Below are 21,793 nucleotides of genomic sequence, written 5' to 3' on the forward strand. Positions count from 1 at the left end.
AATATAAGGGCTAAACATGAAAAAAATATTGTTAATGAAGCAAGGGATTTTAGGAATAATTAAAGCAAAAGGGCAATTCATTTCTTTGCTTCTTTTGATTTTTATTTGTTCAATTATTACTTCTTGTCTATTTACAACGGTCACTAGTTTACAATCAGCAAATCGACAAATGGGTTATGGTAGTTTTGATTATAATTATTCATTTCATTATTCAGCAATGGATTTTGAAAATTCAAATATGCAAACAATTACTCCAAGTTTTGCTTTTGATACAGAATATGTTTTAGTAGAAAACAATGATAATAAATTAACATATCCAAAAATTACAATTGGTGCAGCAGCGACAGATGTTTTTACTGCATTAAAACCATCTGATATTAATTTTAAATTAACAAATGATAAAATTAGTAATTTAACATTAAATTTAACATTACGAACAACTGCGCCAAATTATCAAAACTCATTAATAGCAAAATTACGAGCAATGGGTTATAATGTTTTAGCTGACCAATATTTTAAACTATTTTATACAACGCAAATATATAAGAACTTTTTAGGAATTATTACGGACTATATTAATACTAGTTTTTTAAAAAAGCAAAGTAATGCAACGAATGAAGAAATTAAAGTAAGTATCGCTAATTTTATTAATGGAAAAGCAACTTCCGAACAGCGAGCAATTGAACGATGAGATTATAATTTAAAAACAGTTGATAATGATTTTACTAAATTTGATATTCCTGATATTACTTTAACATTAGGGAAACAAGATAATAAAACAGTGGTAACTAATATTTCAGAAAATACTTTATTTGAAAAAGGACTTCGTGGTAGTTTTGGCGTTGCTACTCGTTTTAATGTAATTGATACAAGTGGAAACAAGGAAACACGAATTCAGTATTTAGCACAATCATCGTGGCAATATATTGATAAATTAAATCAAACAGGAATTAATGAAGCCCGAATGGTTATTGGTGATTTATTTAATAAAGTTACTTTTTTTGGTAATTATAGTGAACGAAGTTCTTTTCTTAATTTTGTACATACTTATTACACAATGTTGGGCATTGTTAGCAATTTTGATATTGCAATTCGACAAGAAGTTACAACTTGGGATATTGCTAATAATTTAAAATATAAAGTAATTGGTTGACATGATTTATTAAAAGAAGAACAATTAAAGCTTTTTGATAAAGTTAATGAGTGGTCAGGACCATCATTAAATGAATCGACAATTAGCAATTATTATGCTGTTGTTAGTCCTAATTATCTAAAAGTACATCATAAAAATTTGCGTGATAATATCCAAATTGGCGAACGAACATTTACAATTGGGGCAAGTGGTGGTGATACTTTAAATATTTATCCAACTATTTATGAAACTGATTTTATTTCTGATTTTAAAATGGATGTTGTCATTTATCTATCGTCTTATGGAATGTCTTTATTAGCAGAAGATAATAATAAAGGTTTAATTAGTTTAAAGGATAATTCGCGAGTATTCTTAAAAAGTTTAACAAATAGACCAACCGAGAATTTAGCAATTTTTAAAAAATATTATGCAAATAATTCTAATCAATTAGATTTTTATGATCAAATGCTAACCAAAAATTCAACACCACTGGGCAATGATCCTTCAATTGGTGCTTTTGAACCAAAAGAAGTAACAAGTTCATTAACACGACGCTATGATTTATTAGCAAAAACAATTAATGTTTACATTTATATTGGCTTATTCTTCATTATTATTTTTGCCATAACATTATTTGCTGTTTCATATATTATTATTAAAGAAATGATTAAACGTGAGTCACCACAAATTGGAATGTTAAAAGCTGCTGGCTATTATTTACGTGAAATTGCACTTTCCTATTGAAGCATTTTAATGGTTAGTATTTTAATTGCAGTACCAACCGGTTGATTAGTTGGAATTACCGTCCAATTATTCGTTGTAAAATTATTTAATATGTTTTTTATAATCAATTGAAGTTTTACTTGAAACTGAATGATTTTGCTCTTCCTAATTGGGTTCTTTGTTATTTTCTTATCATTAATTACTTTTATTACTTGTTATTTTTCAATTAATAAAACAGAAGTTTTAAGTTTAATTCATCCAATGCGTGAGTTAAAAGTTAATAATAGTTTAGCTCGTACTGTACGTAGTTCCCATTTTAAAACTTTTGTGGGTCGTTTCCGGATGGTTATTTTATCAACTTCACTAAAACAAGCATTTACTTATTTAGGAATTTTTGCCTTAGTAACATTTACTTTGACTGTCTCATTATTAGCACCAGTCTATGCAAAAAATTTTAATACAAATTATTATAAAAACATTAAATATGGTAGTGAAGTTAAATACAATAATGTCATAAGTAATAATCCTTTTTCTTATTATAAAACTTATGCATGAAATGGAATTGATAATGTTCCTAAGTCAACTGATCTAATTGAACAAGATTTATATCCCATTGGTGGGATAACACCACTAGCAAATTACTATAGTATTGATGGAGAAGCGATAATTAAACCATTAAAAGCGGTGAAACAAGAGCCAACTGTAGCTGGGATTTTAAAAGATATGTTATCTTATAATTTTGTTACTTTATCAGGAACTAATTTATCATTAGGAATTTTTAATTATTTAAATAACTTAGTAAAAAATTCTTCAGCTGGTGATAGTGTTCGAACTTTAGTATCAGAAATTTTATGTACCGTATTACCAAAAACATTAGGCATTGGGGCAATTCCATACCCACCATTTACTGATAAGGAAGATTATCCTGTGTTATGAAGAACATGTTTTAGTAAAGCAACAAATGGGATTATCCCAGCTGCAGTTAAAGAAGATTGAAATAAAAATCCGGATCGAGCAAATCATTTTGCATTAGGAATTGGAACAATGAGTTATAATCCAGCAACTGATGATGTTTTTACTAGTTTTGATGGAACATATAATGATAAACAATTTCCTATTTATGGAATTAATCCAAATACAAAAATGTTAAAATTATCATCCACTGAGCGTGCTATTTTAGCAAATAATAATGGTACCGTAATTAATGCAATTGCTAATGTTACTGCATTACATCGTTTAAATCTTAATGTTGGAGAGGAAATTGAATTAACTCCCGAAGTAACAACATTGCAATATAATACTGGTTACCATGAATGAACAGAATTTACTAACAATAATACAGATTTAAAATATCAAAACTGAAAATATAATTTAAGTGGTAATGCTGTTGGATGAAATGTAAATAATTATCAAAGTTTGTATTCATTAGATAAAAGTTATTTTACTTATAATACAAATTCACAAACGAAGTATTATGTTACTGCTGATCGGAAGAGTGAATATCATAATTTAAATAATGTTGAATTATGAATTCCAACGAATTCGACTATGGAAGCAATTTGAAGTAAAAAAATAATTACATTGAGTAATGATCTTCAACGGATTTTATTAAAAGAATTAACAGTTGACGGAAATAAAATTATTCGAAAAGAACGAGTTGATAATAAAGAGTATTGAGTTATTAAACCATATAATTTTAGTTTTGGTGGAACATATAGTGGCGATTTTATTGATGGAATTCCAACAACATGATACCAAGCTGCTGTTGATAATAATTTTATTAAAGCAGCACCATCTTTAACACAAAAGCCAGTTAAAGTTAAAATTGTTAAAAGCATTGCAACTTATGATACACCACGCTTGTTTATTAGTATCAATGATGCTAATCAAATTAATTCATTTCCAATAAATAAAATTGATAATAATTTAAATATAATGCAATGATACAATGGAAAATATACAACCGAATTACAACCATCTGATCAAATTAATCGTTATGCGTTATCATCAACAAATGGTGATTTATCATTAAATAATTTCACGACTTCTTATAACTCATCTGTTTTGACAGCTGATTATGTTGGTATTAAAGCTAAAATTATGAGTCGGGTTATTATTGTTGCCTTATCAGTTGCTTTAATTTTTATTGTCATTATCATTATAGTTTCTGTTATTACAATATATTTTGCAATTGATCTCTTTATTAAAAAGTTTATTAAAATTATTGCAACAATGAAAGTACAAGGTTATAGTCGTTGAGAAATTAATAATTTAACATTAGGAATTTTTATTTCCTTTGCTGTTGTTGGTTGATTACTGGGATATTTTATCACTTGAGGTTTAGCATGGACAATTACCCAGCGGATTTTAATGTTCTTTAATTTCTATGTTCCAATTGGAACAGGACTAATTACATTACCAATTATCTTAGGAGGAATTATTATTTTATATGTTATCTCGTACTTTATTTCAATGAAAAAAATTAATCAATTAAATATTCAAGAAATTGTTATGATGGAAAGTTAACAGGATTTAATAAAACTATGGTTCTAAACCATAGTTTTATTTTAATTCATTAATAGGTTTTAAAAACAGTAAAAATAGCGTATAGTTAATATTAAGGATTTATTTTAAATAAGATAATTTATTTTTAATGAGGGTTTGAAATATTTAACTTTACAACAAAACAAAAGTTAGTAATTAATGGTAGTTTATTAGGAATGACTTTATTAGATTTAATTGGGTTATTATGTTATTTTTTAAAATTGTTAATTCCAGCGATTGTTTTATTATCAATTGCTGGTCTTGGTTTTTTTGCGATAATGATTATGTGACTCGTTATGGAACGGCATAATAAGAAAAAGTAAGGAGTTGATGTAATATGACTGAAAATGAAATTATTCGTAAAATTAAAGATATTATTATAGATACTGATCACCGGTTTTCTTTTATCGCAAAATATATTTTACAAAATTTAATGATTGTTCCTGAAATTACGATTAAGGAAATGGCTGAATATACTTATACATCAATTGCTACTATTAATCGCTTACCAAATATTTAAATTTAGATGGATATAAAGAATTAATTCATATTATTAAATATTTTAACCATAACCTGGCTGGTGAAGAAAGCATTATGATTGGTGAAACTAATAATAGTTTAATGTTTAATACGTATAATAATATTATTCGTAGTTTACATGATACATTCCGATTAACATTAAATCAAAAGGGTATTATTAATAATGTTATTAAACATTTTAAAGAAGCACGTCGGATTGTTGTTTTTGCAATTGGCGGAACATACAATGTTACAAAGGATTTTCAAAAAAAAAAAAAAAAATTATTACGGATTGGTTTTAATATTATTGCAATTAATGATTTTCATAATGGATATTTTTTAGCACAGCAATTAAATGAAAATGATTTAGCATTTTTTGTTTCATACTCAGGTGAAACATTAGATTTAATTAAATTAGCAAGAATTTGTCAATAAAATCATACTCCAATTGCAATCGTTTGTCGACAATCAAATAATACTTTATCTAATTTAGCAGATTATGAAATTACAATTAGTAGCAATGAATCAATTGAACGTTTAATTTCAACAACTAGTCGCTTTGCATTATTATTTGCAATAGATATGATTTATTTTTTCTTTGTTAGCAACTGATTTAGAATATTATCGCGTTATGTTAGAAAAAACATTAGTACCAAAATTTTAAAATTTCCAAATTTTGAGATTAAATTACAGATTAAGAATTACGCCTTGTAATTATTACACTTTCTTTTATCATATACATAGGTAGCAAAAAAATAGATATATGTTTATTAAAAGTGAGGAAAATGAAATGGCAAAAGATCCGAAACAGACAGCAAAAGATATTGTTGATATTGTCAAAGCGGATAATGTTGTCTCATATACCAATTGTTTAACGAGACTGCGTCTTAATTTGAAACCAACAGCAGAGATTGATCTAGATAAATTAAAAGCAACACCAAATGTAATGGGTGTTTTGAAACCATCACCAACAGAATTACAGATTGTCTTGGGGCCAGGTTTTGTTGCAAATGTTACACAAGCTTTTGGGAAATTAGTTAATGCTAATAAAAATGCTTATAACGAAAATGATGGTACGGATGAATTTGTTAGTGCTGCACAAGCAGCGAAGGCTGTAAAAGGCGAAATGAAAGAAAAATAAAATAAAGTACAAACTTTTTTTACTAAATTTTCAAAAATCTTTTCACCAATGATTATCGGTTTTATTAGGGCAGGGATTTTATCGGGAATTGCTGGAATTATGCAATCTGCATATGGTGGCACAATGGATACTAGTCATGCCACAGCAGCTGCCTTATCTTGATTTAAGGCATTAAACTTAATTCTAGACATTTGAAAAAATGCTTTTATAATTATTGTTGGATGACGAACTTGTGAAGTTTGAGAAGGCAGTGGTGTCTTAGGAGCAATGACTGCTGCAATTTATTCGCCAGTTTTTGTAAGTAGTGTAATTCCAATGCTAGTCGTTGGTGATGCTAATCATGTTAATTATTTAGGGATTAGTATTACTAATCCACCAACAAATTGATTAACAGTTGGCTTTCGTCCAAGCATAGATGCTAATGATAATTTAGTGTTTGGATATCCGTCAGGAAATATTTTAGGGGCCTTATTAACAGCAACAGCGGCTTTATGAATGGAGCTCGGTGTTCGTAAATTTATGTCAGGAGTCTTAGACACAATTGGGACCCCAACATTAGTATTATTTGGCCTATTATTATTAAATATCTTTTTACTAATCCCTATTTCAGGTTATTTATACCAAGCAGTAGCATGATTATTTGCACATTTATACACCAATCCTTTTGGTGCCTTTGTTTTAGTCGCAATTTTCTTACTTGCAGTTGCTTTTGGAATTCACCAAGGATTTGTTCCAATTTACGGAATTTTAATTGAACAAACAGGAGTTAATGTTTTATTTTCAATTTTAGGAATAGCAGGAATGGCACAAGTTGGTACTGGGATTGCCCTATGAATTATGGCAGCAAAAGGGAGTTTATTGCGTCGTCAAATTCAAGGAGCCTTGATTCCAACAATTTTTGGAATTGGAGAACCAATGATTTATGGAGTAACTTTACCACGAATTCGTTCATTCGTTACAAGTTCAATTGGAGCAGGTTTTGGTGGCTTCTTTATTGGTGCAGTGTATATGTGAGGACATATTACTTTTGGTTTAAATGCAATGTTTGGCCCTTCAGGAATTTTAGCAACCTTTATAATGACTACTGATACTGGTAATGTTCCATTAGCAGTGGGGATTTATCTTATTGGCTGTGCCATTGCAATTTTAGCAGGATGGCTTATTACAATGTTTGGATACTCGCGAATTGTTAAAGCGGGTGGAAACGATATGAAAGAGTTATATTAAAAACACGGTAAATATAAACTATATCAAAAAATCTTATGAATATTAGCATTTATTACAATCATTGGTATTTTTTTTTTTTTTTTGAATAGTTGCATATTATAAATTGCCAAAAGCAGAACGACAAAAAATTGATCATGTTAAAGTTGAATAAAATTATTAAAAGAAAGAAGGATGTTATGAATAAAATTAATTTGTCAAAAATAGACACAGAACAACGTAATACAAATAGTACTCATATTGATCAAACAAATACAAAAGGTATTTTAACAATTATTAATAATGAAGATGCAAAAATTACCCAAGCAGTGCAAGCAAAAATACCAGTTATTACTAAAGTAATTGATTTAATTTTTTCCCGTTTTAACCAAGGAGGTTGATTAATTTATATGGGAGCAGGTTCATCAGGGCGAATTGGAATTCTTGATGTATCAGAGATGTTACCAACTTATGGACTTGATAATGACCGTATTATTGGGATTATTGCCGGTGGCGATAGTGCTATTCACATACCAGTTGAAGGAGCAGAAGATGACCATGATTTAGCGGTAAATGACTTAAAGAAATTAAATTTACAATCGTTAGATACTGTAATTGGGATTGGTGCTTCTGGACGAACACCATATGTTTTAGCAGAGTTAAAATATGCTAAAACCACTGGTGCATTAGCAATTGGTTTATGTATGACAAAAAAATTCGGAAATGTTAGCAATTGCTGATGAAGTAATTGCAATTGAAACAGGACCAGAAGTTATTACTGGTAGTACTAGAATGAAAGCGGGAACAGCAACAAAATTAGTGTGCAATATGATTTCGACAACATTAGTGGTTAAATTAGGAAAAGTATATCAAAATTTAATGGTTGATTTAATTGCAACTAATGAAAAATTAAAAGTACGAACAGCAGAAATTGTTAAAGCTGTTACAAATGCTAGTGATGAGGTTATTGCACAAGCATTAACAGCTGCAAATTATGCTTGTAAAAACGCCATTATAATGATTTTAAAAAATGTTTCTTATTCTGAAAGTCAAGCATTATTAAATAAATATGATAATTTAATTAATAAGATAATTAATGAATAATAAAAGTTATTAAATAATTTTTAAAATAACTGTCAAATAAAATATTTATTTGAAGTTTTTTTGTTTTTGTTTACAATTTACAAATCAAATTATTTGTAAACTATTTTCAGTAATTTACAAATAATTTGATAAAATCACTTCTTTTATTTTTTGCTTTTAAAATAATTTAAATATTTTATACTCAAATTATGAGATATTACGTTAATTAAGTAAAAAATTTTGATTAAAATTTTAATATAAAAAAGGAGAAAAAATATGAAAAAATTATTTAGTTTATTAACTGTATTAACAATTAGTGGTATAAGTTTTCCAAATGTCCTTGCTGTTAATCCATATCAATCACAAAAAACAAAAAATTTAAGTGATTTAATCAAAGTTATTGATTTAGGTAATATTATTAGTAGTGATGAAGATGATATTTTGTATGCAATTGTTGCTTTAAATCCTGGATTAAGAGTCAATGAACTAAGAGTTGCACAAGTCTATAATAATAGATGAGCTCGAATTATTTTTGCAGATGTTCCCGATAATACTACTAATAATAATTATGTTGTTGTAAGTTTTAATATTTCTTCAGAAGGAAGAATTGGTAATTCAATTTTTTATAATTCTCATACAAGATTAGAACCTCATCGACCTGCTCCACCAATTCCAACTACAGAAATTACATCAAATGAAATTCATGGTGGAGAAATTACATCAAATGAGATTCCAAATCCAATAATAAGATCAAATAATGAAAAAGAAAATAGTAAAAACCAATCTAAAGAACCAATTTATGCAACAGTTTTACCTAAAAGTGAAAGAACAAAACAAAATAAACTTTTATCCCCAGTTTCAAAACCACGAAATTTAAATAATTTTTTGGTACAGACAGCTTTAGGAGAATTACCGGATAATTTACCAACAACAATTTCAAATCATTTACGTGAATTAAATCCAACATTAGATTTGAATCAAATTTCTATTAGAGATATAACGTTAACTTCAGCAATGATAACATCTAATGAAAATTCAAGATATATTAGGAGTTTACAAGTAACATTTACTTTAAATGCTAAAAACAAACAAAATTCTAATAAGACTGATGAAAATGAACCAGATAATGATTCCAATGCAAATGCTAATCGTAAAGCTAAAGATATGATTAACAAGTTTAATAATCTTTCAAAACAATCTAAGCAAAATAAGTTAGATGAGATAAATGATTATTATCAAACATTATGTGAAAATGATAAAGCCAATTTTAAAAATAAATTAAAAAATATTGGATTAGGTCTTACTTCTAGTGGAATATCTGGTGCTGGAATGTTAGGGATTTCAAAAATGGCTGGAGTATCACCAATGAATGCTTTGGGAAGTGCTATTAAAAATATTCAATCTTTTCTTACCAATGGTTTTAGTAATATTTTTTCAAGACAAATTAGTACTATAACTGAAACTGCTGATTCAATGGAGTTAACATCATTATTGTTATCATCAACAGGTGAATTAATAGCTGTTGAAACTTTAACAGCAGAAATAGAAACCGAGGGAATAGCAACTGCGCTTGGTGAAGGGACTATGCTTGGAGCAGAAGCGGCAGCAACTGCGCTTGGAGAGGGAATAATACTGGGGACATAAGCAGCAGTTAGTGCTAGTTTAGCACCAGAAACATTAGGACTTTCAATTGTTATTGGTGACTTAATAATGGCTGGAACATCATTTTTAGTTTGATAATTAAGTCCTAATAACACAGTACCAACTAAACATGAATCACATAATCAATATAATGAAATTGAAAAATACTATAAATTTTTAGCACATGATCAATTAAAATTAGACATTAGTTATTATAAATGAAATAAAATTAAACAAATTTATAAAGCAAATTCAAATAACTATAAAGAATTTCAAAGACAAGTAAAAATTAAAATTGCTAATTTTCATAAAGAAGACCATAGTGGTTGAAGGGGAGCAATTACAAATGAAGATATTAATGTATTAATTAAAACTGTCTTTAATAATTTTTGAAGTATAAATAGTTATTTTGAAGATAATTTTAGTCATGGGTGAACAATCATAACAAATACAATTGGTAGTTATTTTGCAATTGGAAAACAATAAATTTTCGCTAATAATTACTTGCTAGATATTGGCGAATCATTCATTAGTGTAATATTTTATTGTAGATTATCAAAAATACATGCTATGTTTTTTTATCAAAGATAGTGATGCATAACATAAGTTAACAAAATGTGCTAATTATGCAAATATGTAAACTTGATGGTAATTGATGGTAATCATAGTAGAAAAAATAGTTATATTAACAAATATAAAAACCTAGATTAATATTCTAGGTTTTTATATTTGTTTATGAGGAAATTATAAGTATGCTTAAAATGTATGAAAAAATAAAGTGAGTTTTAAAATTTTTTGGTTGATTATTACTTAAATATTTTTTACAATTTTAAAAACTATGTTATAATAGCGTTGGTCCATTTGATACTTTTAAAAAATAATCTTTAATGGAAAATAAAAAAAATAAAGATTAGGTTTAAATAAAATATCAAAATATCAATCTGTATTAAAAATATTTTTATTGTAATATCAACGTATTAAAATTTAAAGTTAAATAATGTCAATTAAATAATTAATAATTATATGAAAGGATATATTAATTAATGAAGAGATTCTTACGGATTATTTGCAATCAAAGGATAAAATTGAAACATGAACTAAAACTTTTATGTATTCTACTTGAAATTTTTTAAATAAATTAATTACTTATTTAGTATTTCAACAATTATTAAAGAATATTCCTAATTTAATGAAACATTATCCTGATTTTTCGCTTTCAGCATCTCTTTTATATTAGAGGATTCAATGAATATTAAAAAAGCTATTAGAAGTGAACAAAATATAATATTTAATTATGATGTGAGTTATAATTTGCAACAATTACAATATATTCCATTTCAGGATTTATTTGATAACAATAATTTGCTTCCTTATGATAGGGGAGGAATGATTAGTTTTTATGGTAGAAGAATGTTTGGCCAATATAAAATTTTGGTAAACAATAGTCAAAATCAATTGTCATTTAATCTGTAAATTGTAAATGCAAATGTAGCACTTTATTGAAAAAGAATAAAGTGCTTTTTATTTTGTAAAAAATACTTATATTTATTGGATTAATCGTTAGATAGTATCTTTTACACTTAATAAAATATGTTTTTTCAGAAAAATCCATCCTTTCTTTTCTTAAAAAATTTTGAATAATTGTTTTATTTAGTTGTTAGTTAATTGTTAAATATAATTACTAAAAAATATATTTAATAAACAAAGAATTAAAAAAGATAATGAGATAAAAAAATAAAGATACTATCTAACGATTAATCCAAAATTCAATCTTTAAAACTTAATATTTTTTGATGCTTAAAGATGGATAACTCATCTATGGCACGAAGTCTTAAAGAAAATGTGAAAGCGATTGGATTTACTACTCCTATTTATTTCTTTTAATTCTCGGCAAGATTAATCACTTGCGAAATGTCAGAGCATGTGTTTTTTGGCTTGTTTTCATAAAAAGAGTGCTGTTAAACCGAAAAAAACAATATCGGACACTAAAAAACAAGAGGGAGGAGCTCCAAAAGGTTATTTTCTTTATATAAAGTTGTGTAGGGATGGATGAAGCGTAATTAATAACTGGGTATTTTTTTTTGTTTATTTCCGTATGGGGGTAAACTTTATCAAAATATCCTATCCGCCCCCGCTCATCTTTAAAGTGAAGCGGGCGGCGAAGTAATTAAATACTAAAATAAATTATTTACTAAATATCAAAATATTAACTAATAAGGGAATATTATGTTTTTTTTACAGAAAGGAAAATATTTGATGAAAAAATGAAATAAAAAAATTAAAAATAAATTACAAGAATTAATGATATTAGCTTATCCAGTAACAGTAAATGATATTAATGATGAAATTTGATCAACAAATAAAAAAATTAAGGAGTATATATAATGACAGAATATAAAAGTTTGTATATTAATAAAACTTGAAATGAAATAACAACATCTTTTGATTGAGTTAATTGTCAACCTATTAATTGTCGTATTTCACATCATAAAAAGCATTATGATTTGCAATGTTTAGAATGAGCAAAAATGTACTTAATTTTATTTGAAAACAAGTGAGATATTATTGCTTCTTATATGCAACATTACAAAATTAACGATATTTTAGATTTAGCATCAGATGGATGAAAAATATTACAAATTGACAAAAAAATAAACCAGATAAATTAAAATATATTATTGCAATTGACCCTGCTGGAATTGGTCAAACTGGTATTATTATTTATAATGTTTTACAAAATAAAATAATTAATAATATTACTTTTAATTCCAAAAATGAAGAAGAAGCAATAAATAATATGTATTTAATATTAAATGAGTTTAAAAATAAAATTTGTTCTTATTTAAATAAAGTTATTGTAATAATTGAAAATTTTCAACTTCACAAAGGTTTAAAAATAAAAAATCCATTATCTACTCCTAAATTCATTGGTGGTTTAAAAGTTTTATGCAAATATCTATTTAATTTAAATTATGTTTTACAATCACCAGTTGTTAATAAAAATTATATTTATAAAGGAAATATTAAAATGACAGAGCACAAATTAGATGCTTGAAAACATTTACAATATTTTTTAAAAAAGGAAGTGATAAATAATGACAATAACAGAATCAATTAAATTTAACAAACTTAAAGAAGAAAATGAAACACTTAAAAAAGAACTTGCTGAAAAAGAGCAAGAAACAAATAGTTTTAAACAACAAATAGATATGGCACATAATTTTAATCAAAATTTAGGTACTGAAATTGAAGAATTAAAACAACAACAATTATATAAAGAAGATTTTTACAAAAATCCATATTCAACAGGTTCTATCGATTGAATATTAGTTGACAGTTAAAAATATGACAAATTATCTAATAAGGATGTTAAATAATGTCTCAAACAAAAAGTAATTTACCTAAAAAATCAATAACTAATAAACCTAAAATAAAAAATAAAAAAGTTAATAAGTTAGAATTAACTGTTAGATTACATGAAAATCCTATTAAAACAAAAATTAAGGCACTGGTTGCTGGTGGTGTTGAAGTTGATGCTTGTTCGGCTAAATGTCAGTGAGAAGGATTAAATTACTCAACATTATCAATATATAACCCATCTGTTTTAACTGAGTTTTTTAAATTAAAAAAAGATGATGAGATAAAAATTAAAGGCTCAGTATTTAATCAGTTAAATATAAAAACTAAACGCTATTTTTTTGTCTTTTAGAGTAGATAGTTTTGAAATTATACAAAAAGCGATTAGAAAAAGAACAAATACAAATATTAAAAAATAGGAGGAAAAACAATGGCATTAAAAAATGTAAAATATGTTCTTATAAATGAAAATAATGAACCTATTAAAAATGAAGATGGTAGTTTAGATATTAAAACTGCTGAAATTATTTTAGAAAATACTGCTGAAGTTAAAGAATTTAATTCAAGTAATTTAGAAAATAATAATCAGCAAATCAACGAACTACAAGCAAAAAATACTGAGTTAACTTCACAAATTGAACAACAAACAATTCAACTAAAACAAATTGAAGTAATTGATTTTATTAATTCTTTAACTGATAATGAAGATTTTAAAAATGTTTTATTAAAATCTTATGATATTACTGATGATATTGAAATCATTAAAACACAATTGCAAAGTGTTTATGATGAATTAATTAAGGTACAAACAGTTAATAATGGGGGCGTACCAAAAGTAGAAAACAAAGAAAACAATATTTTAGATACAGACAATGTATTTAATAAATAGAAAGAAGGAATAAAAATATGGATCCAAAAATAATTTTTGGCGATATTGTTAACCAAGCAACAGTTAATGATAGAGAAACGTTTGAAACTTGATATTTACAAACTTATCAACAAAAATTAAGTTGAGAAGCTTTATTTGCGTGAAAAGAAGCAAATAAATTTGGTTTAACATATAAAAGAAAGAAAAATATTAAATATAATGAAGATTTGGGAAAAGATGGACAAGTATTTAATACCGATGATAATCTTCTAAAATATTCAACAATAGAATTTGAAGATGGAGTTGTTGAATTAGATACAATTTTAACTTTTGCTCGTAAATTAGATCCTGTAGAAAATGATTTTAATCCTAATCTTTGGGCTGCCGATATTGAACAAGCAATGGATACTGAGGTTGCTTATAAACGCAATAAAATTTTAGAAATTATTAATAAAGGAACAGTTACAACTATTCAAGGCAAAAAAAGCAGATGATACAAATGCTTTACAAATTCATGATGAAATTATGGATAAAATATATGAAAACGGCTTTACTTCATCAGAAACAATTGTTTTAGGTTCGGCTGATTTTATTACAACTTTGAGCAAACGACCAAATAAATAGTGTAATCACAACAAGTGGAGCAATGAAAACTGTTGAAGGAACAACATACTATATGGTTCCTAAAAAATTACCAATTATTAATAAAGATGGTTCAGAAGGAACAATTGAATTATTACCAGATGGTGTTAATGCAATTGTCTTTAAGTTTAGCAAAAAATATGACCCTCTTATTTTCCGCAAAAAAAATCATACTCCGTTAAGAGTTGGTGCTGCTGCGTTAGGTACTGGAATGGGTAATACTTTGATTATGGAAAGAGTTTTATATTTAGGTGGAGCAGTGGTTGAACCAAAAGGAATTATTAAACATATTGTTTCAAAAATTGAAAAAGCAGTAAAAGCAGTAAATAGTTCTTTAACTGAAAGTGATTTTGATTACTTTATTGAAAGTGCTGGTGTTGATTGATCAATAAATATTACAAATGATACCAAGGTTTTTGTCCAAATTGAAGGTAAAAACAACGCTACTGGTCAAACAAATCCGATTGATGTTAAAATTAAAAATTCTTAATAGTACTAAAAAATAGTAATTTTTCGTTTGATAAATGATATGCCAATTGGAACATCTAAAACAGCCCTTATTTATGCTGTTAAAAAAATCCAACTAGATTGTCAATCCAACAACAAGAAAAAAGTTTTGGTTTACAGTTATTAGAATTTTTAGGAATTCAAGTTTTAGCTCTTGGTTTATCATTTTTAACTGGTAGTATTGCTTTGGCTGTTGGTCTTGGTGCGGGATTATCTAATTTTGCCGCAGCATTTATCTCGTTTGGAGTAGAAACAGCAACTGATTTTGCCGTAAATCAAATATATGATAAATTAAAATCAGAAGTAACAGCAAAAAGTACCGCCTTAAATTTGTTACCAGCAATTGGTGGAATTGGTAAATTAACGCGTGCTGTTCGAACAACTAGAATTTTAAAATTAGCAAAAGAAACTAAACTACTTGAAAAATTAGGTGTAATAACTGCTAATAATTTAGAAGATGTTGTAAGGCAAGTTACAGGTAAAAATATTTTATCTGATAAATTAATATTTGATTTTACAAAGCAGACTAATAATGAAACTTTATTATATACAATTGGAAAATTAGCCCAAAATGATTTTTATAAAGGTTTTAAGTTTCTAATTTAGAAACAATTAATAATTTTTTAAAAATTGAGAAAAATATTCAAAAAATAAGTCCTAAATTAGTTCAAAAAATACCACGCGTGAATGAAAAAAATGCTAATAAATGATTGTCTGAATATGGATTAAATATTGATAAAATAAGTAAAATTAATACTAATGAGTGATATAACATTATGACTAATCTTCATAAAAAAGGTGTTGGTAAAAATCTACTATTAAATGCTAATTTAATGCGTGGTAGCGAAGTATACAATAATAAATTATTAAATATCTTGCACCAAACACCAATTAAATTAAATAAAATTTTAAATCATTTAAACCCAAATTTTTATATTCAAAAATTAACTAAAAAATTATTAGCCCCAATTGAAAAACAAATAATTACTATTAAACAAAAAGTAATTAATAAAATTACTGATAAAACTAAAAAAATATTGTCTAAATTTGAAACTAAGACTATTAAAAAAAGCCAATTATTACCTTTTGCTTATGGTTCTGATGTTTTTTTAGCAGTAAAAATTGTTCCTTTATCAGTTGCGGGTGAAGTTGCTTTAACAATATATTATAAAAATCCTAAATATGCCCCCATTGTAGTTATGACAACTTTAATCAAAGCAGAACAGTTTGTTTTGGCCCCTGAACCGTTTAAATTCTATATGAACAGTGAGTGGTTTATTGGTTGGGGATTTAAAAAAACAAGTTTGTTTAATTTAGTTTCTTTTGCCCCGCTTGCTTATCAGCAATTAATAAAAGATAGTTTTAAAATATATCGGACAATTGCTAAGATATTAAAAATGCAAGAACAATTTAAAAATAACTTTAATAAAGATAAATTGTTAAATACGCTAGAAGATAGTGCGGTTACCAATTTATTGGGTAATGGACTAGTATTTCAAGCATATAAACAACTCAGAACAAAACAAGATTTAAACAAAACAATTAAAACAAAAACACTATTAAAAATAGTAAAAAGTTTATTTTAAATAAAATATATTCTAAAAAAAATAAATGATAAGGAGATGATTAAATGTTAAATGAATTATGACAAAATGTTACTTTGGAAAATTATAATAATTTTATTCCAATGACAGGTAAAATTACACAAGTTCCAGTTCGTTATAATAAGTTCTTTAAAGGTGATGTAGAATTATAATTTAAAACATTTGCTTTAAGAGCCCAAAATATGATTAATTATTACTTAAACTATCCATTTTCAAAACTAAAGTTTGAAACACTTAAAGATCCATTATTAAAGAAAATTTGTATTAATATGGTGTTTATTACGATTGAGCATTAAACATTTAACCGCATTCCAATTGAATTTTTTACTTCGGCAAATATGAGTGTTGGTGATATTAATTATTCATCGCAAAATTACCCTATGATTACTTGACAAGGTCTATGCCTACCTATGCAAAATCATTGGCTAATTTAACAACTTTAAAGAAAATTTTTCGTACTTTTCAAGAAGAAGGTATTGATTTAACTATGATAGATTTAGAAGCATATTATACACAATTAGAAGTTGATGCTTTATTAGAAAAAGAAAAAACTGAAAGAATAGAAAATGATGATAAATTAGATAAAAAACAAGATAAATTAACAAAAAATTCTAATATAGAAATTGATTATATAGCTTGTAAAAGATATGTTAGTTCTAAAAATATATACATATATGGTGATTTAAGTTTTCATAATGACCAAAAACCCGAAGATATACCAAGATTTACAAAAATAGTCAGAGAAGTACAAAATAATATTCAAGTACCAATAACAAAAATCATTAATGATAAGTCAACAGATGAAGAAGTACCAACATCAAAAGCAGTCTACAATTCCATTACATATGATAATAATCATTTATGGAAAAAAATTATTAATCATACTACGGAATTAATTAATGATAAATTTTATGTAATAGTATTAAAAGGATTAAATTGAATTAAATTTTCTGGTTTATTTCAGAAAAATTCAAAATTTTGAATATCATATTTATCTTGTAAAACACAACCATTTAGCGAATTAATGTTTGGTATCACTCCTAATTCTTTATATTTTAAATTTAGTAATGATAATGGCAAAACTTGAAATGATTTATCTGGTTTTGACCCTAGCATTTATGAATATCAGGGTGAAGGGACACCTATATAGAAAAGAGATGTTATTATGTCAAAATTAGAAGTTAAAGATGTAATTATGTTTTTGAAAATCTTTGGAGTTTCATCATTGTTTTTTATCGCAGGAATTATTATTTGTTTTATAGGACCTACTAAATTAGGAATTGGTTGACCTGCATATGTAATTATTGGTTCAATGCTTAATGGTTTTGGAGTTATTGTTTTAATTATTGAAACAATTAGATTTATCAAAACACATAAAAAACAACAAAAACAAGATAGTATTGAAGATGTTATTAAAAAAGAAGATACAAAATAAAGAGGTGTTATAAATGGTGTATAAACCACATACATTTTGTATTTTTGTGGTATTTACATTTTTTACAAAATAAATTTTATTAATATTTTAAATAAGGAGTTGAAATTATGCAAACAAAGCAATATTTTATTTTGCGGTCGTTAGTGAAAAAGTATGGTAAAGATATTGTTATTAATATTGTCAATAAGATTGCAAAAGATATTGAAATTAAAAAGTAAAAGAATAAATTATTTCGCGTAATTTATTAGCGGATAATTTATTTAATAATGTTTTTAAGTGGAGCAAAGCAACAACGAGTGGAGCGAGTTTGCAAATTTCAATTTTTTAATTTATTGAAAGGAGTTATATCGTGTCAGTTATTTTGATTTTGTTAGGTATTTTTGCGTGAATTGGTTTATCAATTTATCAAAAAGTTAGACAAATTCAAGGTAAGAAAAAAGAAAAAAAAGAACTTGAAAAAAGGAGGATAGAAAATAATGAATTTTTTAGCAGATGCAGTTACTTTTGGGACTGGAATGGATTATATTTGAACTGGGTTAGGTAATGCAAAATGCAATGGGTAAAGTAAAACTGTATATGGTATTTTACCACAGTTAATGACCTTTTTAGGTGATGCGTGAATTATTTTAATTCCATTTGGATTATTTATTATTATTAAGATATTAAACTTTTTCCGTCATATGGTTAAAGGATTTTAATAGAATATAACACTATATTTTAAGTTATTTTAAACAAAATTAAGGCACACTAGTTTATTTTTTGGTCGTATAAAGAAAATTGGGGTTTTTTATAAAAACAAGAAAAAAATGTCTTTATTTTACTATTACTTTAAAACTTAATAGTATTTTTCAGTGTGCCAATTTTTACTATTTTATATATTTAACATTGTTAATAACATTGTTTATTAAACATTAAATAAGCAATATATTAGCATTATGTATAACATTGTTAATAATCAATGTTTTTATCAATAAATAAACAATATATAAACATTAAATATAACATTGTTTATTAAACAAACATTTAGTTAGGAGATGATAAGTAATGATTAATTATTTTGAATATAAATGTGAAACTTGTTTTAATGATATGAAAAGATTACGATTTGATGAATTTTATTGTTTAAATTGTTATGAAGGAGTTGAAAAAATTGAGTAGTTTTGTTAAGAAAAATCAAAATATAGAAAATTATTTTATTAGCAAGTAACTTATTCCTTTTGAAACAGATAAAGCAAGTTTTATAAATTTACCTAATCATAATCACCATATTGGTTTTTGATTGAGTAATAAATTTATTTATCCTAGTGAAAAACATTCAGAGCAAGTAGCAATTGGTTTAATTTATAATAATTCTTATCCTATTGTAAAATATGATGAAAATTTAAAACGACATACTTGAAAGTATTTAACTGGAACAGAATTAATAAATTTATATAATCAATATAAACAAAACTATTTTACGCGTATGCACAAAGCATTATTTTTAAATGAACCTAAAAAAGTAAAAACAAATATCAATAATAATTTAATAAATTGAAATGACGAAAAAGTAGAGCAATTAATTCGCGATTTGGAAGAATTAGATAATGAGTTTATATAATTATTGAGTTCAATTTGTTAGTTATATTATTGGTTCAAATGCCCCTGAATTTTTATATGTTTTATCGTTTGTATTATTTATTATTTTATTTTTTGGTATGTTTTTTAAACTTATTCAAAAAATGTGGAGTTTTTAAATATGCAAAATAATTGAGAAAAATTAAAAGAGTTTTTTATTCATGTCTTTTTGTTTATAGATAAAACAAATATTGAAAATATTACAACTTGAAATTTAACACAAAATGAATATTTAACTCTGATGGTTGGTATATGAATTGTAATTTTGTTTTTAACTTGGTTTTTATTGTGAATGATTTTTAAAATAGTTGGGTATTTTAAATAATGAAAAAGTTTGTATTTTTTCTAATAAATTTTTGTTATATTAATGGTTCAATGGTTTTGTTTAGTTTAATTGATTTATTGCTTTGAATAATTTCATTAAATTATACTGGTTTAGTATTTTGATTATTATTTGCTTTATAGTCTGTATATTTTGTTTGGTGAGTTTGAAAAAATGTTTTTTATCAGTTAAATGTTTTTCGTTTAGTTTACTTTATTTGAGATAATCCATTATCCGTAATTATTGGTAAATTAGGAACTGGTAAAACATTACTTTTAACTTTTTTATCACAAGTTATGAAACTTTTAACGAAGAAAATTTATAGTAATTATCCAATTGAAGATGATGCAATAAAACTTTTAACTTTTAATAACTTAGATTTTACTGATAGAACTAAATTAGTCCCACCTGATGATAGTTTAATTTTATTTGATGAGAGTTTTTTATATATTGATGGAATTAGTCCTCACGAAGTTAAAAAAGTTCATGGTGGTAAAAGTGTGTGGATTGTTTTAGCAAGACATTTTAAAAATAGAGCGATTTTTACCGTACAGCGTGAGGGTATGATGTGAAATAATATTCGTCATTTAGCAAGCGGTATTATTATTCCGATTTCATTGAAAAAACCCGTTAAATCTAAATTAGGTAATATTTTTAATCGTTTTTTTATTATGCGAATTGGTATTTTTCAAGATATTACAGATTATGAAATTTGAAAAACAAAATCAGTAGAACGAACAGCAGAAGGTAAAAGAGCAAAACATAAGTCGGATGTTGGATTAGGAATTCGGTTTTTTAAGATAATTATTCCCCTTGAATTTGCTAATAAATATGATAGTCATTGATTAAGTTTTGTCCGTTATTTAAAAAATGATGAAGTTGTTAATAAAAAAGAATATTTTTAAAAAGATATATCAAAATTAAATAATAAACAACGCTTAGAATTGTTTGATATTGATATTTTGAAAGAAAATTTAAAAGCAAAAAAAGTGAAAGGAAAGAAAAAAGATGAGTAATTTATTAAGTGAAAGCATTAATAATGATAATTGAAATAAGATTTTTAGTTTTATTTTTGATACTTTTTTATTTGTTTTTGATGTGATTTGAAATACTAAATTACCAATGACAAATATAACAATTGCTTATTTTTTAATCTTTTTTATGGTTATTAAATTATCAATTTATGCAATTTACGGAACATCAACTAATTATAACGATTTAGGTTCAACAGTTAAAAGTGGTGTTATTAATAGTTCTAAACTATACGGTGTTACTGTTCGGGGTGTTTTTAGTACTAAACAAGGTTTACAAAAACATATTAAAGAACGAAAACAATTTAAAGTTAGTCGCAATAAACAACAGTTATCAAGTTTAGCAAGCAAGCAAAAACAAGAGAACAAGGGTTTAAAAGAATTCATAGCACTAAAAGAATAAAAAAAAGTAAGGAGTTGTAAA

Annotated in this window: 24 protein-coding genes and 3 pseudogenes; all 27 read left to right on the top strand. The window is 25.6% G+C overall.

Annotated elements, in window-relative coordinates; genetic code table 4:
- The first annotated feature begins 16 nt into the window (after positions 1-16).
- The 27 genes and pseudogenes from ABNT63_RS01960 to ABNT63_RS02090 all read left to right on the top strand — a co-directional run bounded on the left by ABNT63_RS01960 (position 17) and on the right by ABNT63_RS02090 (position 21,792).
- Positions 17-4,381, top strand: coding sequence for an ABC transporter permease (locus ABNT63_RS01960; RefSeq protein WP_348736189.1), 4,365 nt, complete (start codon positions 17-19; stop codon positions 4,379-4,381).
- 194 nt (positions 4,382-4,575) lie between these two features.
- On the top strand, positions 4,576-4,722 hold the full coding sequence (locus ABNT63_RS01965; protein ID WP_348736190.1) for a hypothetical protein: 147 nt from the start codon (positions 4,576-4,578) through the stop codon (positions 4,720-4,722).
- A gap of 14 nt (positions 4,723-4,736) precedes the next feature.
- Positions 4,737-4,919: a hypothetical protein gene (locus ABNT63_RS01970; protein ID WP_348736191.1), complete on the top strand. Its 183-nt coding sequence runs from the start codon at positions 4,737-4,739 to the stop codon at positions 4,917-4,919.
- A gap of 74 nt (positions 4,920-4,993) precedes the next feature.
- A complete protein-coding gene (locus ABNT63_RS01975; RefSeq protein ID WP_348736192.1) occupies positions 4,994-5,353 on the top strand; it encodes an SIS domain-containing protein in 360 nt (119 codons plus the stop codon).
- Positions 5,354-5,708: 355 nt separating this feature from the next.
- Positions 5,709-6,059: a PTS transporter subunit EIIB gene (locus ABNT63_RS01980; RefSeq protein WP_348736193.1), complete on the top strand. Its 351-nt coding sequence runs from the start codon at positions 5,709-5,711 to the stop codon at positions 6,057-6,059.
- A gap of 48 nt (positions 6,060-6,107) precedes the next feature.
- Entirely contained in the window at positions 6,108-7,286 is a 1,179-nt protein-coding gene (locus ABNT63_RS01985; protein ID WP_348736194.1) for a PTS transporter subunit EIIC, read from the top strand.
- Positions 7,287-7,462: 176 nt separating this feature from the next.
- Positions 7,463-8,366, top strand: a pseudogene (murQ, locus tag ABNT63_RS01990) (N-acetylmuramic acid 6-phosphate etherase).
- Between the two features lie 255 nt (positions 8,367-8,621).
- Positions 8,622-9,989: a hypothetical protein gene (locus tag ABNT63_RS01995; protein ID WP_348736195.1), complete on the top strand. Its 1,368-nt coding sequence runs from the start codon at positions 8,622-8,624 to the stop codon at positions 9,987-9,989.
- Between the two features lie 1,242 nt (positions 9,990-11,231).
- Complete coding sequence (locus ABNT63_RS02000) at positions 11,232-11,459, top strand: hypothetical protein (protein ID WP_348736196.1); 228 nt, start codon at positions 11,232-11,234, stop codon at positions 11,457-11,459.
- 783 nt (positions 11,460-12,242) lie between these two features.
- A complete protein-coding gene (locus ABNT63_RS02005) occupies positions 12,243-12,371 on the top strand; it encodes a hypothetical protein (RefSeq protein ID WP_348736197.1) in 129 nt (42 codons plus the stop codon).
- Positions 12,371-12,655, top strand: a complete 285-nt coding sequence (locus ABNT63_RS02010) for a hypothetical protein (protein ID WP_348735927.1) — start codon at positions 12,371-12,373, stop codon at positions 12,653-12,655. Before ABNT63_RS02005 ends, ABNT63_RS02010 begins: the two co-directional genes overlap by 1 nt.
- Positions 12,610-13,104 carry a hypothetical protein gene (locus tag ABNT63_RS02015; RefSeq protein WP_348736198.1) on the top strand — a complete coding sequence of 165 codons (495 nt, stop codon included), beginning with the start codon at positions 12,610-12,612 and terminating at the stop codon, positions 13,102-13,104. Before ABNT63_RS02010 ends, ABNT63_RS02015 begins: the two co-directional genes overlap by 46 nt.
- Entirely contained in the window at positions 13,082-13,327 is a 246-nt protein-coding gene (locus ABNT63_RS02020) for a hypothetical protein (RefSeq protein WP_348736199.1), read from the top strand. The genes ABNT63_RS02015 and ABNT63_RS02020 overlap by 23 nt, the downstream gene beginning before the upstream one ends.
- A 35-nt stretch (positions 13,328-13,362) precedes the next feature.
- Positions 13,363-13,695: a hypothetical protein gene (locus ABNT63_RS02025; RefSeq protein ID WP_348736200.1), complete on the top strand. Its 333-nt coding sequence runs from the start codon at positions 13,363-13,365 to the stop codon at positions 13,693-13,695.
- 78 nt (positions 13,696-13,773) lie between these two features.
- Positions 13,774-14,232: a hypothetical protein gene (locus tag ABNT63_RS02030; RefSeq protein ID WP_348736201.1), complete on the top strand. Its 459-nt coding sequence runs from the start codon at positions 13,774-13,776 to the stop codon at positions 14,230-14,232.
- 17 nt (positions 14,233-14,249) lie between these two features.
- The gene (locus ABNT63_RS02035) at positions 14,250-14,744 is read left to right on the top strand and encodes a hypothetical protein (RefSeq protein ID WP_348736202.1); all 495 of its coding nucleotides are present in this window, start codon (positions 14,250-14,252) and stop codon (positions 14,742-14,744) included.
- 113 nt (positions 14,745-14,857) lie between these two features.
- Positions 14,858-15,343 carry a hypothetical protein gene (locus tag ABNT63_RS02040; protein ID WP_348736203.1) on the top strand — a complete coding sequence of 162 codons (486 nt, stop codon included), beginning with the start codon at positions 14,858-14,860 and terminating at the stop codon, positions 15,341-15,343.
- Between the two features lie 98 nt (positions 15,344-15,441).
- On the top strand, positions 15,442-15,966 hold the full coding sequence (locus tag ABNT63_RS02045) for a hypothetical protein (protein WP_348736204.1): 525 nt from the start codon (positions 15,442-15,444) through the stop codon (positions 15,964-15,966).
- 77 nt (positions 15,967-16,043) lie between these two features.
- A complete protein-coding gene (locus ABNT63_RS02050) occupies positions 16,044-16,946 on the top strand; it encodes a hypothetical protein (RefSeq protein ID WP_348736205.1) in 903 nt (300 codons plus the stop codon).
- A gap of 44 nt (positions 16,947-16,990) precedes the next feature.
- A complete protein-coding gene (locus ABNT63_RS02055) occupies positions 16,991-17,116 on the top strand; it encodes a hypothetical protein (protein ID WP_348736206.1) in 126 nt (41 codons plus the stop codon).
- 269 nt (positions 17,117-17,385) lie between these two features.
- Complete coding sequence (locus ABNT63_RS02060; RefSeq protein WP_348736207.1) at positions 17,386-18,114, top strand: hypothetical protein; 729 nt, start codon at positions 17,386-17,388, stop codon at positions 18,112-18,114.
- Positions 18,115-18,129: 15 nt separating this feature from the next.
- Entirely contained in the window at positions 18,130-18,399 is a 270-nt protein-coding gene (locus ABNT63_RS02065) for a hypothetical protein (protein WP_348736208.1), read from the top strand.
- Positions 18,400-18,748: 349 nt separating this feature from the next.
- The gene (locus ABNT63_RS02070) at positions 18,749-18,943 is read left to right on the top strand and encodes a hypothetical protein (protein WP_348736209.1); all 195 of its coding nucleotides are present in this window, start codon (positions 18,749-18,751) and stop codon (positions 18,941-18,943) included.
- A gap of 666 nt (positions 18,944-19,609) precedes the next feature.
- On the top strand, positions 19,610-19,999 hold the full coding sequence (locus ABNT63_RS02075) for a DUF3627 domain-containing protein (RefSeq protein WP_348737126.1): 390 nt from the start codon (positions 19,610-19,612) through the stop codon (positions 19,997-19,999).
- Positions 20,000-20,137: 138 nt separating this feature from the next.
- Positions 20,138-20,341 (top strand): DUF2649 family protein, encoded by a 204-nt coding sequence (locus ABNT63_RS02080; RefSeq protein ID WP_348736210.1) that lies wholly within the window; start codon positions 20,138-20,140, stop codon positions 20,339-20,341.
- Positions 20,341-21,354, top strand: a pseudogene (locus ABNT63_RS02085) (hypothetical protein). Before ABNT63_RS02080 ends, ABNT63_RS02085 begins: the two are co-directional and overlap by 1 nt.
- A pseudogene (locus ABNT63_RS02090) lies at positions 21,347-21,792 on the top strand (hypothetical protein). The pseudogenes ABNT63_RS02085 and ABNT63_RS02090 overlap by 8 nt, the downstream one beginning before the upstream one ends.
- The last annotated feature ends 1 nt before the right edge of the window (position 21,793 follow it).

Source organism: Spiroplasma endosymbiont of Ammophila pubescens (genome assembly GCF_964020965.1).
Lineage (GTDB): Bacteria > Bacillota_I > Bacilli_A > Mycoplasmatales > Mycoplasmataceae > Spiroplasma.